The organism is Streptomyces sp. D2-8 (genome assembly GCF_023184515.1).
In the GTDB taxonomy this organism is placed as follows: domain Bacteria; phylum Actinomycetota; class Actinomycetes; order Streptomycetales; family Streptomycetaceae; genus Streptomyces.
The window spans coordinates 955,131-968,791 of sequence record NZ_JAAHBP010000001.1 but is presented as its reverse complement, the minus strand read 5'-3'; the positions used below and the strand labels follow the sequence as shown (position 1 = coordinate 968,791).

Annotated in this window: 13 protein-coding genes and 1 riboswitch; of the genes, 3 read left to right on the top strand and 10 right to left on the bottom strand. The window is 70.7% G+C overall.

Annotated elements, in window-relative coordinates; genetic code table 11:
• Positions 1-91: 91 nt before the first annotated feature.
• A complete protein-coding gene (locus tag G3I77_RS04330; protein WP_248501189.1) occupies positions 92-622 on the top strand; it encodes a PadR family transcriptional regulator in 531 nt (176 codons plus the stop codon).
• Here G3I77_RS04330 and G3I77_RS04325 read toward each other — a convergent pair.
• The 5 genes from G3I77_RS04325 to G3I77_RS04305 all read right to left on the bottom strand — a co-directional run bounded on the left by G3I77_RS04325 (position 610) and on the right by G3I77_RS04305 (position 5,985).
• Complete coding sequence (locus G3I77_RS04325) at positions 610-1,794, bottom strand: hypothetical protein (protein WP_248501188.1); 1,185 nt, start codon at positions 1,792-1,794, stop codon at positions 610-612. The genes G3I77_RS04330 and G3I77_RS04325 overlap by 13 nt on opposite strands.
• Positions 1,795-1,827: 33 nt before the next feature.
• Entirely contained in the window at positions 1,828-2,841 is a 1,014-nt protein-coding gene (locus tag G3I77_RS04320; RefSeq protein ID WP_248501187.1) for a C40 family peptidase, read from the bottom strand.
• 232 nt (positions 2,842-3,073) lie between these two features.
• The gene (locus G3I77_RS04315; protein WP_248501186.1) at positions 3,074-4,114 is read right to left on the bottom strand and encodes a C40 family peptidase; all 1,041 of its coding nucleotides are present in this window, start codon (positions 4,112-4,114) and stop codon (positions 3,074-3,076) included.
• Between the two features lie 245 nt (positions 4,115-4,359).
• Positions 4,360-5,709 (bottom strand): NYN domain-containing protein, encoded by a 1,350-nt coding sequence (locus G3I77_RS04310; RefSeq protein ID WP_248501185.1) that lies wholly within the window; start codon positions 5,707-5,709, stop codon positions 4,360-4,362.
• Positions 5,710-5,745: 36 nt separating this feature from the next.
• The gene (locus G3I77_RS04305) at positions 5,746-5,985 is read right to left on the bottom strand and encodes a hypothetical protein (protein WP_248501184.1); all 240 of its coding nucleotides are present in this window, start codon (positions 5,983-5,985) and stop codon (positions 5,746-5,748) included.
• 159 nt (positions 5,986-6,144) lie between these two features.
• On the opposite strand from G3I77_RS04305, the gene G3I77_RS04300 reads away from it, so the two are divergent.
• Together G3I77_RS04300 and G3I77_RS04295 are read left to right on the top strand one after the other, a co-directional pair.
• Complete coding sequence (locus tag G3I77_RS04300; protein ID WP_248501183.1) at positions 6,145-6,897, top strand: rhomboid family intramembrane serine protease; 753 nt, start codon at positions 6,145-6,147, stop codon at positions 6,895-6,897.
• A complete protein-coding gene (locus G3I77_RS04295; protein WP_030848030.1) occupies positions 6,894-7,175 on the top strand; it encodes an Lrp/AsnC family transcriptional regulator in 282 nt (93 codons plus the stop codon). The genes G3I77_RS04300 and G3I77_RS04295 overlap by 4 nt, the downstream gene beginning before the upstream one ends.
• Positions 7,176-7,217: 42 nt before the next feature.
• Here G3I77_RS04295 and G3I77_RS04290 read toward each other — a convergent pair whose 3' ends face one another.
• The 5 genes from G3I77_RS04290 to G3I77_RS04270 all read right to left on the bottom strand — a co-directional run bounded on the left by G3I77_RS04290 (position 7,218) and on the right by G3I77_RS04270 (position 13,639).
• Positions 7,218-8,585 carry an aminotransferase class V-fold PLP-dependent enzyme gene (locus tag G3I77_RS04290; RefSeq protein WP_248501182.1) on the bottom strand — a complete coding sequence of 456 codons (1,368 nt, stop codon included), beginning with the start codon at positions 8,583-8,585 and terminating at the stop codon, positions 7,218-7,220.
• A 128-nt stretch (positions 8,586-8,713) separates the two neighbouring features.
• Positions 8,714-8,830, bottom strand: a riboswitch (SAM riboswitch).
• Between the two features lie 74 nt (positions 8,831-8,904).
• Entirely contained in the window at positions 8,905-9,969 is a 1,065-nt protein-coding gene (gene trpD, locus G3I77_RS04285; protein WP_248501181.1) for an anthranilate phosphoribosyltransferase, read from the bottom strand.
• 168 nt (positions 9,970-10,137) lie between these two features.
• Positions 10,138-11,760 carry a cytochrome bc complex cytochrome b subunit gene (locus G3I77_RS04280; RefSeq protein ID WP_248501180.1) on the bottom strand — a complete coding sequence of 541 codons (1,623 nt, stop codon included), beginning with the start codon at positions 11,758-11,760 and terminating at the stop codon, positions 10,138-10,140.
• Positions 11,757-12,830 carry a ubiquinol-cytochrome c reductase iron-sulfur subunit gene (locus G3I77_RS04275; protein WP_248501179.1) on the bottom strand — a complete coding sequence of 358 codons (1,074 nt, stop codon included), beginning with the start codon at positions 12,828-12,830 and terminating at the stop codon, positions 11,757-11,759. The genes G3I77_RS04280 and G3I77_RS04275 overlap by 4 nt, the downstream gene beginning before the upstream one ends.
• Positions 12,827-13,639, bottom strand: a complete 813-nt coding sequence (locus G3I77_RS04270; RefSeq protein ID WP_248501178.1) for a cytochrome c — start codon at positions 13,637-13,639, stop codon at positions 12,827-12,829. Before G3I77_RS04270 ends, G3I77_RS04275 begins: the two co-directional genes overlap by 4 nt.
• Between the last annotated feature and the right edge of the window lie 22 nt (positions 13,640-13,661).

Here is a 13,661-nt window from a genome sequence, read left to right as displayed (position 1 = left end):
TGGGTCCTGGCGAACCTCGATACGAGGTAACTCGATTCGAGGTAGCTCGTCAAGAGGTAGCATGCGGTCTCACCCACCCGCAAGGAGGGCCATGCTGGAGCTGTCGATCCTGGGCTTCCTGGCCGAGGAGCCGCTGCACGGCTACGAGCTGAAGGAGCGCATCAGAGCGCTCACCGGGCATGTCCGGCCGGTCAGCGACGGCGCGCTCTACCCGGCGATCACGCGCCTGGTCGGTGCGGGCCTGCTCGACCAGCACACCGAGCCGGGCGCGAGTGCGGCCCCGCGGCGGATCCTCGCCCTCACCGCCAAGGGCCGCGAGGAGCTGCTGGAGCGGCTGCGCCACCCGAAGCAGACCGAGATCACCGACCACGTCCGCTTCAACACGGTTCTGGCGTTCCTGCGCCACCTGCCCGACCGGCAGGAGCAGGCCGCGGTGTTGCGCCGCCGGCTGGACTTCCTCCAGACCCCGGCGAGCTTCTTCTACGAGTCCGGCAAGCCGGTCAGCGCCGAGGAGACGGACGACCTGTTCCGCCAGGGCATGCTCCGGGTCGCGAGAGCGACGGGCGCGGCGGAACGGGCCTGGCTCCGGGAGGCCGTCGCGCTGCTCGATCAGCCCAGCTGATCGAGCAGATACGCCCGCCACTTCTCCGTGAAGGCCTCGGGCGTCGTCCCCAGGACCTTGCGCATCGCGTCCTCTACCGCCCCGCTCCGCTCCCGGTGCTCCCCGACGGCCCGGTAGAACTCGCCCAGCCGGCCCTCGCCCCAGTGGTCGGCGATCAGCCGGCACGCCGTCCAGCCGCTCTCGTAGGAGCGGGCCAGACGGCTCGCGTCGCCGGTGAAGCCGAAGTCCTCGTCGTCCGGGAGCGCGGTGGGGACCCGGCCCTCACCGACCGCCCGGGACAGCTCGGGCGCGGCCTCGACAGGGGTGCGGCCGGCGGCGCGGTAGCCGACCCAGTCGGCGTACCCCTCCGACAGCCACAGGGGCGTTGCGGCCGTGGTGCGGGCGCGGGTGGCGACATGAGTGGTCTCGTGGGTGACGACGACCTGCTCGCCGAGGCCGCCGAGGAGCGCGAACGCGTCCGGGTTCACGATGATCCGGTCCGCCGGCGCCCCGGTCCGTGCACCCGTCTCGCCGGTGGTGACCGCCGCGATCCCGCGGTAGGAGGAGGCGGGCGAGCCGAGCAGCCCCGCCATCCCCTCCAGTGACTTCGGCACGAGCACGACGACCCGCCGGCTCCAGTCGGTGCCCCACGCGTCCGACACGGCGGGCACCGCACGGTCGGCCAGGTCCGCGAAGTCCCGCAGCGACCGCCCCGACTGCCCGACGCCGAGCACGAGACTGCGCTGCCCCCGGACGACTTGCACGGTCCCCTGGTCCCAGAGCTGCTGCGCGGCCTTCTTCGCGGGCCGGTCGGTGTCGACGGACCACTGCCCGTCCGCGTCCCGGCTCAGCCGCAGGGAGCGTCCGGCGGTCACCGGCGCCCGGTCGTACCCGGCGACGCGGTAGCGCAGTTCGGCGTCGGCGGTGGCCGTGTCGCCGGTGCGGCGCACCGCGGTCACCCGGTACGACCAGGCGGCCACGGGCACCGTGCGCAGCCTGGCGAAATCCGTCCCCGTGCCCGTCCGTTCGTAGGCCCGCTCGTCGCGGTCCAGGACCGCGGCGGCCCGCCGGTCCAGGAGCCGCTGGACGTCGGCCGTGGCACGGTCGGCCGCGGACCGCCCGCCGCACCCGGTCAGGGCGACGAGCAGCACGACGAGCGCCGGCAGCGCGGACCCCGACCTTCGACCAGCCACGTTCCCGATCGTACGGGCGCCGGGCCGCGCTGGTCAGACCCTGGTGACCGACGAGACGGGCATCATCCCGACCGGGTCGTAGCGCACGGGCGCGCCGGGGTAGGGCGCGTGGATGACCTGGCCGTTGCCCATGTACATCCCGACATGGCTGGCGTCGCCCCGGTAGATGACCAGGTCACCGGGGCGGGCCTCGGACAGCGGGACCTGCCGGCCGGCGTACCGCTGGGCCTGCGAGGTGCGCGGCAGGGAGACCCCGGCCTGCGCGTACGACCACTGCATCAGACCCGAACAGTCGAAGCCGGAGGGCCCGTTGGAGCCCCAGACGTAGGGCTTGCCGAGCGCGCTGCGGGCCGCGGCGACGGCGGCGGACCCGCGGCCCGAGGCGGCGGTGACACTGCCGAGGTCGGGCATGCCGGGGCGGCCGGAGCGGGAGGCCCGTTCGTAGGCGTCGCGCTCGGCGTCGGGCAGGGAGTTGAGCAACCGCCGGGCCGTGGCGAGCTTCTGCTCCACGGTCTTCTTGTGGGCGGCGACGGCCTTGCGGCTCCTGTCCAGTTCGCGGAGCTTGTCGGCGGCCTCCTCGCGGTCCTGGGCGAGTTCGCGCATGGCGCCCTGGAGTTCCTTCAGCTCACCGGCCTGGTGGGCGGTGAGGCGGTCGAGCCGGGACGCGTGGTCGAGGTAGTCGTCCGGGTCGTCGGAGAACAGCAGGGCGAGGGACGGGTCGATGCCGCCCGAGCGGTACTGGGCGCCGGCGAGCGAACCGAAGGACTCCCGCATGGAGTTGATGCGCTGCTGCTGGCGGGCGATGCGGTCCCGGACGGTGCCGACCTCGTCGCGCAGTTCGTCGGCGCGCTCGTCGGCCTCGTTGTACGCCTCGGTCGCCTTCTCGGCCTGCTCGTAGAGCCGGTCCACCCTGGCCCGGGTGTCGTCGAACGGTGCGGCGTCGGCCGGTGCCGCGCCCAGGGCGGCGGCCGCGACGGACAGGAAGCCGACCGCGGCACTGGCGCCCCGGTCGAACCCGGACGGTGCTGGGCGGCGATGGGACCCCACGGGAAGCCGCTCTCCTTCCGCTGGCGGACTTGGAACGCGGCAGACAGTAGCCCCGCGACAGGGGCCCGCCAACGACCATCCGTGGGTATCCAGCGCGACGCCCCGCCGCTGACGCAGGTCAATGGCGGGGCGTGGGCTCACTCGGGACTGTCGGGATTCGCCCGAACGGCGGACACGGTGTCCTGATCTTGAGGACGCCGGGGAGGCGCCGAGGGGGTGCCGGGGGCTGGGGTCAGACCCGGACGCCGAACATGAACGGGCCGCCGATGGTGTCCATCGACTCGTAGCGGACGACCGTGCCGGTGCGCGGGGCGTGGATGATCTGCCCGTTGCCGGCGTAGAGGCCGACGTGGTGCAGGTCGTTGAAGAAGAAGACCAGGTCGCCGACCTTGAGCTGGCTGACCGAGTAGATCTTGGTGCCGGCTCCGGTCTGCGCCTCGGAGGTGCGCGGGATCTGCACGCCGGCGGCGGCGTAGGCCCGGGAGGTGAGGCCGGAGCAGTCGTAGGAGCTCATGCCGGTGGCGCCGTAGACGTAGGGCTTGCCGAGCTGGCTCTGGGCGAAGGAGAAGGCGGCGGCGGCACGGCCCGAGCCGGGCGGGGCGTCGGCGGTGAGGGCGTCGCGCTCGGCGGCCCGGCTGGCGCGGTTCTCCTCCTCCTTGAGCTGTGCCTTCTGGGCAGCGGTGAGGGTGTTGAGCAGCTTCTGCGCGGAGGCGAGCTTGCCCTGGACTTCCTTCTTCTTCTTGCCGAGTTCGGTGCGGGTGGAGGCGAGGTCCTTGAGCTTCTCGGAGGCCTCGGCGCGCTGCTGTGCGAGTTCGCGCTGCTTCTCCTGGACCTTTTTCAGCGCCTCGACCTGCTGGCCGCTCAACTGGTCGAGTGTGGAGGCCTTGTCGAGGTAGTCGTCCGGGTCGGCGGAGAGGAAGAGCTGGACCGAGGGGTCGATGGAGCCGGTGCGGTACTGCGACGCGGCGGCGAGGCCCAGGCTGTCGCGCAGCTCGTTGAGCTCCTCCTGGCCGCGGGCGACGTTGTCCTGGATGGTGGAGATCTCCTTCTGGAGCTTCTCCTGCTTCTCCTTGGCCCCGTTGTACTTCTCGGTGGCGTGCTCGGCCTCTTCGTAGAGCTTGTCGACCTTGGCCTTGACCTCGTCCTTGCTCGGCTTCTCACTGGGGGCCGCGTTGGCGGCCTGCGAGCTGAAGGCGACGGCAGCGGCGGCGGCGGTGGTCAGCACGGTCACACGTGCGCGGCTGGGCTGCTTCGGACGACGGTGGGACGCCACGGGTGAAAAGCTCCTTCTGGCCCCTCCGCCGTCTCTCCCGATGAGTGATCACCCGAGCGGAGGTTCGGCCCGACCCTAGTGACCTTCCTGTGATCAGTTCAAATCCTCAGATGAAAAATCGCGTCACGGTAGGCCAACTTTTTCTCAGGACTCACGGGCGGTGAGACCCACTTGACGCAACGTGGCTCACAGGTCCCACCAATCCGGGCATCACGCCCGGACGTTACGCATGGGGCGTACGTCTCCTAGGCCCGTGAAAGCCGCTTGAGGAGCATGGCCGAGGCGACGGGGCGGGCACCGGCCCGGGCCACGCCGTCGGCGACCTCGCGGTCGGTGGACGCCACGATGACCGGGCGGCCCGGCGGTTCGGCGCGCACCAGCTGGCGGATGAGTTCGTCAGCGGTGACGCCCGGCTTCGAGAACAGCACGCGCACGCCGCGCGGCGGGGCCAGCAGCACCGGCGCGGCGAGCTCGGCGCCGTCGAAGACGCAGGTCACCTCGGCGCCGCTCTGCGCGGCCAGTTGGGAGAGCTGCCCGAGCAGCCGCAGGCGCTGCTTCTCCAGCGGCATCTGCGGATAGCCGGTCTTGGTGACGTTGTAGCCGTCGACGACCAGATGGGCCTGCGGCAGCGCCAGCAGCTGGTCGAGGACCTGCGGGTCGTGCTCGGACAGGGCGCGGGCGGCGATGTCCTTGGGGCTCATCCGGCCCGGCTCGACGGCGTCCACGGTCTCGGCGGGCCGCACCGAGACCGGCGGCAGGGCCAGTTCGCGGCGGAGCCCCTGGGTCGCGTCCAGCAGAGTGTCCAGCAGCAGCCGTACCCGCATGTCCTCGACGCTGCGGCCCTCGCGTGCGGCCCGGCGCGCGGCCTCCAGGGCGGCCTCGGTCTCGCCCAGCCGGGCCTTGACCCGCCGGGTCTCGCTCTCGGCGGCGGACACCTGAGCCTGCCCCTCGGCGCGGATGGCCTCGATCTCGCCGTGCGCCTTGCGCAGGGCGGCCTCGCCGCGCTTGACGTCGCTGAGGGCGGCGCGCAGCTTGCGGTGCAGTGACTCGGTTTCCTTCTTGGCCGATTCCAGCTCCGTGCGCAGTCGCTCGGTCTCGGCCCGGGTGTGGTCACGGGCCCGGTCGAGTTCGGCGCGCAGCCGCTCCAGTTCGGCCCGGCTCTCCTCGTCGGCGCGCTCGGCGTCGGCCCGCTGGGCCTCCTCGCCGGCGGCGGTCACCAGCTTCACCCAGCCGGGGGGTCGCAGTACGTAGGCCGCGGCCGCCACGTCGAGCGGGTCCGCGGCCGGGGGCGGGGAGCCTGAGTCGAGGGCGCCGGTCAGGTCCGGCTGGGCCTCTCTGAGCTTCTCCCCGACGCGCTGCCGGAACAGCGGGTCGGTCTCCAGCGCGGCCGCCATCGCGTTGCCGGCGAACTTCGCCCGGCGGTTCGGTGCGAACCGGGCGTACTGCCTGAGCTGCGCGGGCAGCTCGCCGACCGTCAGTGAGCCGAAGCCGTCGGAGACGATCTGCACGACCCTGCGGCGCACGCCGTCGGGCAGCGGACGGTCGAGCACCTCGGCGGCGCCGTCGCCCGGCCCCCCGCCTGTGGTCTCCACCATCCGTCACACCCCAATGCCTGTGCGGGCCTGCTCCCCTCAGGAGCCGGCGCCCGGCCTGTCCACGAGTTCCACCTGGTCCGCCGCGTTACACCAGCGGCAGCGCACCGACTCGATGGTCTCACTGAGCACCTCGCGCTCCTCGACCTTCGGCTCTCCGGCCAGGTCGAGGTGGACGTACTCGACGACCTTCGACGAGCGGGTCACGTCGAACCTCGTGAGGTTGCCGCAGAGGGTGCAGCGCCACCGCGTCTCGGCGGTCGGCAGGGGAACCGTCATCGTGACCTGTTCTCTTTCCTTCTAGTGTCCGTGACGCGACCGGCATCCCCGGTGCGTATGGCTCGTAACCCTACGGCCTGGCGGGTCCTCGCCGCCTGCGTGTCCATGGCGGCGAGGCGGTCTGGGCGGTTGCGTCCGGTTACGTCATGCTCTGTGTTCATGATCCGCAAGTGGAGTGCGTCGATCGTCCGGGCCGGCAGATCGGTCAGGGGGTCGTCGGCACCGGTGACGTACGCACTGATCGTCCTGTGCTGCCTGGCCTTCCTGGCCGGACCCGCCTCGGGCCTGAATCCGGCGTACGGCACGGGCGACGAGCTGCTCGCCGTGCAGCGGGCCTACTTCCGCCGCTGGGGCGTGATCCCCGCAGAACTGTTCGAAGGGTCCGGAGGGTCGGCCCTCACCCCCGCGACCGCGCTCTTCGTCCACGGCAGCTGGGTGCACCTGCTGGGCAACATGCTCTTCCTCTACGTCTTCGGAGCGATGACCGAGGAACGGATGGGCCGGGTGCAGTTCACCCTGTTCTACGTCGGCTGCGGCTACCTGGCCCTGCTGGGCTACGCCGTCGCCAACGCGGACTCCGAGCAGTCCCTGGTCGGCGCCTCGGGAGCGATCTCGGCGGTCCTCGGTGCGTTCCTGTACCTGTTCCCCCGGGCCCGGGTGACCAGTCTCCTGCCGTTCCTGTTCTTCCTGCCGGTGCGCTTCCCGGCCTGGGTCGTGCTGCCGTTCTGGGCGGCGCTGCAGTGGCTGGCGGCGGGGCGGGCCTCGGACGGGCCGGGGGTGGCCTACCTCGCCCACCTGGTCGGATTCGGTCTGGGCTTCGGCTATGCGTCGGTCCGCTACGGCCGCCCCACCAGCCCTACTAGAGTGAAGGCCGCCCCTGCTCCGGCCCCCGAGGGAGAGAACCAGCCGTGATCACCGCGATCGTCCTCATCAAGACCAGCGTGGACCGGATCCCCGAGATCGCCGAGTCGATCGCGGCGCTGGACAGCGTCAGCGAGGTCTTCTCCGTCACCGGCACCTACGACCTGATCGCGATGGTCCGGGTGAAGGAGCACGAGGACCTGGCGGAGGTCATCCCGGGCCGGATCAGCAAGATCCCCGGGGTGGAGGGGACGGACACGCACGTGGCGTTCCGTACGTACTCGCAGCACGACCTGGAGGCGGCGTTCTCGATCGGGCTGGACAACTGAGGACCACCCCGGCCTGAGTACACCGGCCTCCCGGCCGCCGGCTCAGGCGGAGGTGTCCGGCACGCAGCGCCCGTCCTCCGTGCGGTAGTTCCACTGGGCGCCGTCCGTCACGAGTTCCTTCACCGCCCGCACGAACCGCTCCACGTGCTCGTCCGGGGTGCCCGCGCCGAAGCTGACGCGGATGGCGTTGAGCGACTTCTCCCCGGGCGCGGCCTCCGGTGACCCGCACTCCCCCTGTGCCTGCGGGTCGCTGCCGAGCAGCGTGCGCAGCAGCGGGTGGGCGCAGAACAGCCCGTCCCGTACGCCGATGCCGTACTCCGCGGACAGGGCGGCGGCGAAGTGGGAGCTGTTCCAGCCCTCGACGACGAAGGAGAGCACGCCGACCCGCGGCGCGTCGTCCCCGAAGAGGGACAGGAACCGCACCTGGGGGACATCGGCGAGCCCCTCCCGCACCACGCGGACCAGGTGCTGTTCGCGGGCGACGACGGTGTCGAAGCCGGCCTCGGCCAGCGCCTTGCAGGCGGAGGCGACGGCGTAGGCGCCGATGACGTTGGGCGACCCGGCCTCGTGGCGGGCGGCGCTGTCGTGCCACTCCACGTCCACTCCCCCGTCCTCACGCCGGCTGACCTTGCGGCTGGCGCCGCCGCCCGCGAGGTACGGCTCGGCCGCGCGCAGCCAGTCGGCCCGCCCGGCCAGGACGCCCGAGCCGAAGGGGGCGTACAGCTTGTGGCCGGAGAAGGCGACCCAGTCGACGTCGAGGTCCGCGACGGACACCGGGTGGTGCGGGGCCAGTTGGGCGGCGTCCAGCACGATCCGCGCACCGTGGGCGTGCGCGGCGGCCGCGAGCTCCCGTACGGGCCACAGCTCGCCGGTGACGTTCGAGGCGCCGGTGACGCAGACCAGGGCCGGCCCGTAGGGGTCCCGGGCGGCGAGGGCGCGCTCCAGGGTCTCGACGGCCTCACGGGGGCTGCGCGGGGCGTCGAGGCAGGTGACGCGGGCGCTGCGCCAGGGCAGCAGGGAGGCGTGGTGCTCGGTCTCGAAGACGAAGACCTGGCAGTCGGCGGGGAGCGCGGCGGCGAGGAGGTTGAGGGAGTCGGTGGTCGACCGGGTGAACACGACCTGGTCGCCTTCGCGGCAGTCGAGGAACTCGGCGACGGTCCGGCGGGCGTTCTCGAACAGGTCGGTGGACAGCTGGGAGAGGTACCCGGCACCGCGGTGCACGCTGCCGTAGTACGGCGCGTAGGCGGCGACGTCGTCCCAGACCCGCTGGAGTGCCGGGGCGCTGGCGGCGTAGTCGAGCGCGGCGTAGGTGACCTCGCCGCCGGTCACGAGCGGCACGGTGACATCCCGGCCCAGAACGGGCAGCGGGGCACAAACGGACGGGGTGACGGCAGCGGTGGAGACAGACATGGCGGAACTCCCGTGAGAGACAGGGGGTGAGAGAAGAGGGGTGTGCGGAGGCGGGGCTCTGCGGCCCTATCGCATTCGCTTGCTCACGGAAGAACTCCTCGACGACCAGGACCCCTGGTATCGCGAGGGGTCCGCGCTTGCCGTAGACCTCGCTGCCTACGGCCTGGTCTTCACCCGGGGCACCCCGCCACGGACGGAGGGTTGCCGGACAGTCGGCCGGGGCCTCATGACTGTCACTCATGACCTGATCAGGAAAGTACGCGAAGAGATCGGCGTCCCGCAACCCGAGTCCGGATCACGGGACGCCGTACGGGCTCCGCTACGCGTTGCTCGCGGCCACCCAGCGCTCCAGCGTCCGCTTCGCCGCCCCGGAGTCGATCGACTCGGCCGCCTTCACCATCCCGGCGCGGATCTGCTCGGCCAGCGGCGCGGTGGTGGGCTCCAGGGCCACCAGTGCCGCCGCCGAGTTCAGCAGGACCGCGTCCCGGACCGGGCCGGTCTCGCCCTCCAGCAGACGGCGGGCGACCTCGGCGTTGTAGGAGGCGTCCGCGCCGCGCAGCGCCTCCACGGGGACCAGCTCGAGGCCCACGTCACGCGGGTCGAAGGTCTCCTCGGTGACCCCGCCGCCCCGGACGATCCACACCCGGGACGTGGCCGTCGTGGTCAGCTCGTCGAGGCCGTCGTCGCCCCGGAAGACCAGGGACGAGTTGCCGCGCTCGGCGAAGACGCCCGCGACGATGGGCGCCATGCGCGGATCCGCCACACCGACGGCCTGGGCGCGGACCCGGGCCGGGTTGGTGAGCGGACCGAGGGCGTTGAACACCGTGCGGATGCCCAACTGGCCGCGAGCCGCGCCCGCGTGCCGGAGCGCCGGGTGGAACTTCACCGCGAAGCAGAAGGTGATCCCGGCTTCCTCGGCGACCTCGGCGACACGGTGCAGCGGCAGCTCCAGGTTGACGCCGAGCTTCTCCAGCACGTCGGAGGCCCCGGACGCCGAGGACGCGGCCCGGTTGCCGTGCTTGACGACCTTCGCGCCGGTACCGGCGACGACGATCGAGGACATCGTGGAGATGTTGACCGTCTTGGCGCCGTCGCCGCCCGTGCCGACGATGTCGACCGTCGCCCCGGGCACCTCGATCACGTTGGCGTGCTCGTACATCGTGCGGACGAGACCGTTGATCTCCTCGACGGTCTCGCCCTTGGCGCGCAGGGCCACGACGAACCCGGCGATCTGCGCCTCGGTCGCCTCGCCGCGCATGATCCGGTCCATCGCCCAGGCGGTGTCGTCCGCGCCCAGGTGCCTGCCGTCCAGCAGGCCGTTCAACAGCAGGGGCCAGGAGCGGCCCGCCGCGGTGTCGCCTCCAGCGGGGGTCACAGCGCTCATAAGCCGCTCCAGGGGTCAGGCGTCCCGCACTACGGGACGAGAGTCTCAACGAGGTCCACCCTATCCAGCCCGGGGCAGCGCGAAGGGCCCCGTCCGGATGGGGGTACCCCCTGCTCTTTTGAGCTTGGGGGACGGACGGGGCCCTTCTGTGGCGTGGCGAAGCAGTGATCAGTGGTGGCCGTGGCCGCTCGTGATCTCCCGGTACTCCTCGGCGGTGGGCTTCGGAATCTGGGCACCCTCGCCGTAGTAGGCGTCGCTGAGCTTGGCGCGCAGCTTCTCGGAGCCCTTCACCTTGCGCTCGACACCGTTCTCGTCGACCGTCGGGCCGATCTCGGCCGGCTTGTACTGCTCGTGCGCCGTGAGCGTGTACATCTGCTCCTGGCTGAGCGGCTCGTGCACCTCGATGAACTCACCGTGCGGCAGGCGCTTGATGATGCCCGACTCGCGGCCGTGCAGCACCTTCTCCTTGTCCCGGCGCTGCAGGCCGAGGCAGATGCGCTTGGTGACGATGAAGGCGAGGACCGGTCCGAGGAAGAACCCGATCCGGACGAACCAGGTGACCGAGTTGATCGACAGATGGAAGTGCGTGGCGACGATGTCGTTGCCACCGCCGATCAGCATGATGATGTAGCCGGTGATCCACGCGACACCGACACCGGTGCGGGTCGGGGCGTTGCGCGGCCGGTCCAGGATGTGGTGCTCGCGCTTGTCCCCGGTGACCCACGACTCGATGAACGGGTAGAGGGCGATGATCCCGAGGAAGACACCGAAGAGCACCAGTGGGATGAACACACCCAGGACGAGGGTGTGGCCCCAGAGGTTGATCTCCCAGCCGGGCATCGCCCGGATCAGACCCTCGGCGAAGCCCATGTACCAGTCGGGCTGGGCACCGGTCGACACCATATCGGGACGGTAGGGGCCCAGGTTCCAGATCGGGTTGATCGTCGCGATCCCGGCGAGGGCCGCGGTGAAACCGAAGACCAGGAAGAAGAAGCCTCCGGCCTTGGCCATGTAGACCGGCAGCAGCGGCATGCCGACGACGTTCTTGTTGGTCCGGCCGGGACCCGCGAACTGGGTGTGCTTGTGGTAGAAGACCAGGATCAGGTGGCCGACCACGAGCCCGAGCATGATGCCCGGCAGCAGCAGGATGTGGATCGAGTAGAACCGGGCGACGAAGTCGGTCCCCGGGAACTCCCCGCCGAACAGGAACATCGAGATGTACGTGCCCACGATCGGCACGGACAGGATCGCGCCCTGCGTGAAGCGGACACCGGTGCCGGAGAGCAGGTCGTCCGGGAGCGAGTAGCCGGTGAAGCCGGTGAACATGCCCAGGACGAACAGCAGGAAGCCGAACATCCAGTTGATCTCACGCGGCTTGCGGAACGCGCCGGTGAAGAAGACGCGCATCATGTGCACGAACATGCCGGCGAGGAAGATGATCGCCGCCCAGTGGTGGATCTGCCGGATGAGCAGACCGCCGCGGACGTCGAAGCTGATGTCCAGCGTGGAGGCGAACGCCTCCGACATCAGCTGCCCCTGGAGCGGGACGTAACTGCCGTGGTACTCCACCTCGTTCATCGACGGGTGGAAGAACAGCGTCAGGTACACACCCGTCAGGATGATGATGATGAAGCTGTAGAGGCAGATCTCACCCAGCATGAAGGACCAGTGGTCCGGGAAGATCTTGCGCATGTTGGCCTTGGCCAGGGAGTAGATCCCCAGGCGGCCGTCGGCCCAGTCGGCGACCCGCTCTCCGGCGGGCGCCTTGCGGCGGTCGTCCTTGTTACTCATCCGCGCTCCCAGAAGGCAGGACCGACGGGCTCTTCGAAGTCGCCGAGCGCCTCGAGGTAGCCCTCGTCGTTCACGCCGATGCGCAGCTGCGGCAGGGCGTGACCGGCGGGACCGAAGATCACTCGGGCACCGTCGGACAGGTCGAAGGTGGACTGGTGGCAGGGGCAGAGCGCGTGGTGCGTCTGCTGCTCGTACAGGGAGATCGGGCAACCGACATGGGTGCAGATCTTCGAGTACGCGACGATGCCCTCGTGCGACCACTCGAGCTCGCGCTTGTCCTTGATGTCATCCGGCTGAATCCGGATGATCATCAGGGCGGCCTTGGCGATCTCGTTCTGGAACCCGTGGTCGTGCTCCTCCAGGCCCTCGGGCTTGGCGAAGGTCAGCGAACCGACCGCGACATCGGACGGACGCAGCGGCTCGTTCGTGTTCATGTTGACGAGCAGCTTGCCCTTGGACCACAGCGTGTGGCGGAGCTTGGTGCCGGGCAGCGGACCGAGGTCGCGCAGCAGCACGACGCCGGAGAGCGGCACCAGCGTCAGCGCGCCGAGCATCGTGTTGCGGATGAGCTTGCGGCGGCCGAGCGCCGACTCCTTGGCGCCCTGATTGAAGTCCGCGAAGACCTTCTCGCGGACCTCGGGCTCCGCCGCGATCGGGTGCCGCTCGTCGGCGATCTCCACGTCCGACATCAGGGTGCGGGCCCAGTGGACGGCGCCCGCGCCGATGCAGAACAGCGCGATGCCGAGCGTCAGGCCCAGCGCGAAGTTCAGCGCGCTGATGTGGCCGAGCGGGAAGATGAAGACCGACTTGTCGACCGGGATCGCCACGAAGGAGGCGATGAAGGCGACGGTGGCCAGCATCGACACCGTGAACATCAGGGCGACCGCGCGCTCGGACCGCTTGGCGGCCCGATCGTCGATGTCCTGGATCCGGTGCTCGTGCGGCGGCAGGCCCGGGTCGGCGAACGGGTGCTTGTCGTCCGCGACGCTCACCGCGCCGTGCCCGTGCTCGTCATGTCCTGCGGACTGCGCGGCGGGCAGGTTCTCTTCTGGAATGTCTTGGCTACTCATGACTTCTTGGCCTTTGCGGTCCGGGCGGCGACCCACACGGCGACGGCGATCAGCCCGCCGAGACCGAAGATCCAGCCGAACAGACCCTCGCTGACCGGCCCGAGGCCGCCGAGCTCGAGGCCGCCGGGGCTCTCGGACTTGCTGCTGTTGACCGCGTCCAGGTACGCGATGATGTCCTTCTTGTTCTTCTCCGACAGCGTGGTGTCGGGGAAGGACGGCATGTTCTGCGGGCCGGTCTGCATGGCCTCGTAGATGTGCTTCGGGTCGACATCCTCGAGGGACGGCGCGTACTTGCCGTGCGTCAGCGCACCGCCCTTGCCGGTGAAGTTGTGGCACTGCGCGCAGTTGTTGCGGAACAGCTCACCGCCCTTGGCGATGTCGGCACCCTCAGGGCCGTACTGCTCCTCCGTCGGGATGGACGGACCGGCGCCCAGCGAGGCGATGTAGGCCGCGAGCTGGTCGATCTCGGCCTGGCTGTAGATGTTCTTCTTCTTCGGGACCTGCGGGCCCTGGGAGGTGGCGGCCGGCATACGGCCGGTGGCCACCTGGAAGTCCACGGCCGCGGCGCCCACACCCACCAGGCTCGGCCCGTCGGAGGTGCCCTGACCGCCGGTGCCGTGGCAACTGGCGCAGCCGACGGCGTAGAGCTTCTTGCCCTCCTCGATGGTGAGGGACTGGGCGGTTTCGTCGGCCTGCGCCTGGTCCGCGGGCGCGAACACGGCGTACAGCCCCCCGGTGCATGCCAGCGCGAGGAGTAGGACGACGAGCGCCGCCAGCGGATGGCGTCGTCGTGCGGAGAGCTTTTTCACGGATTACCCCGGTGTCAGGATC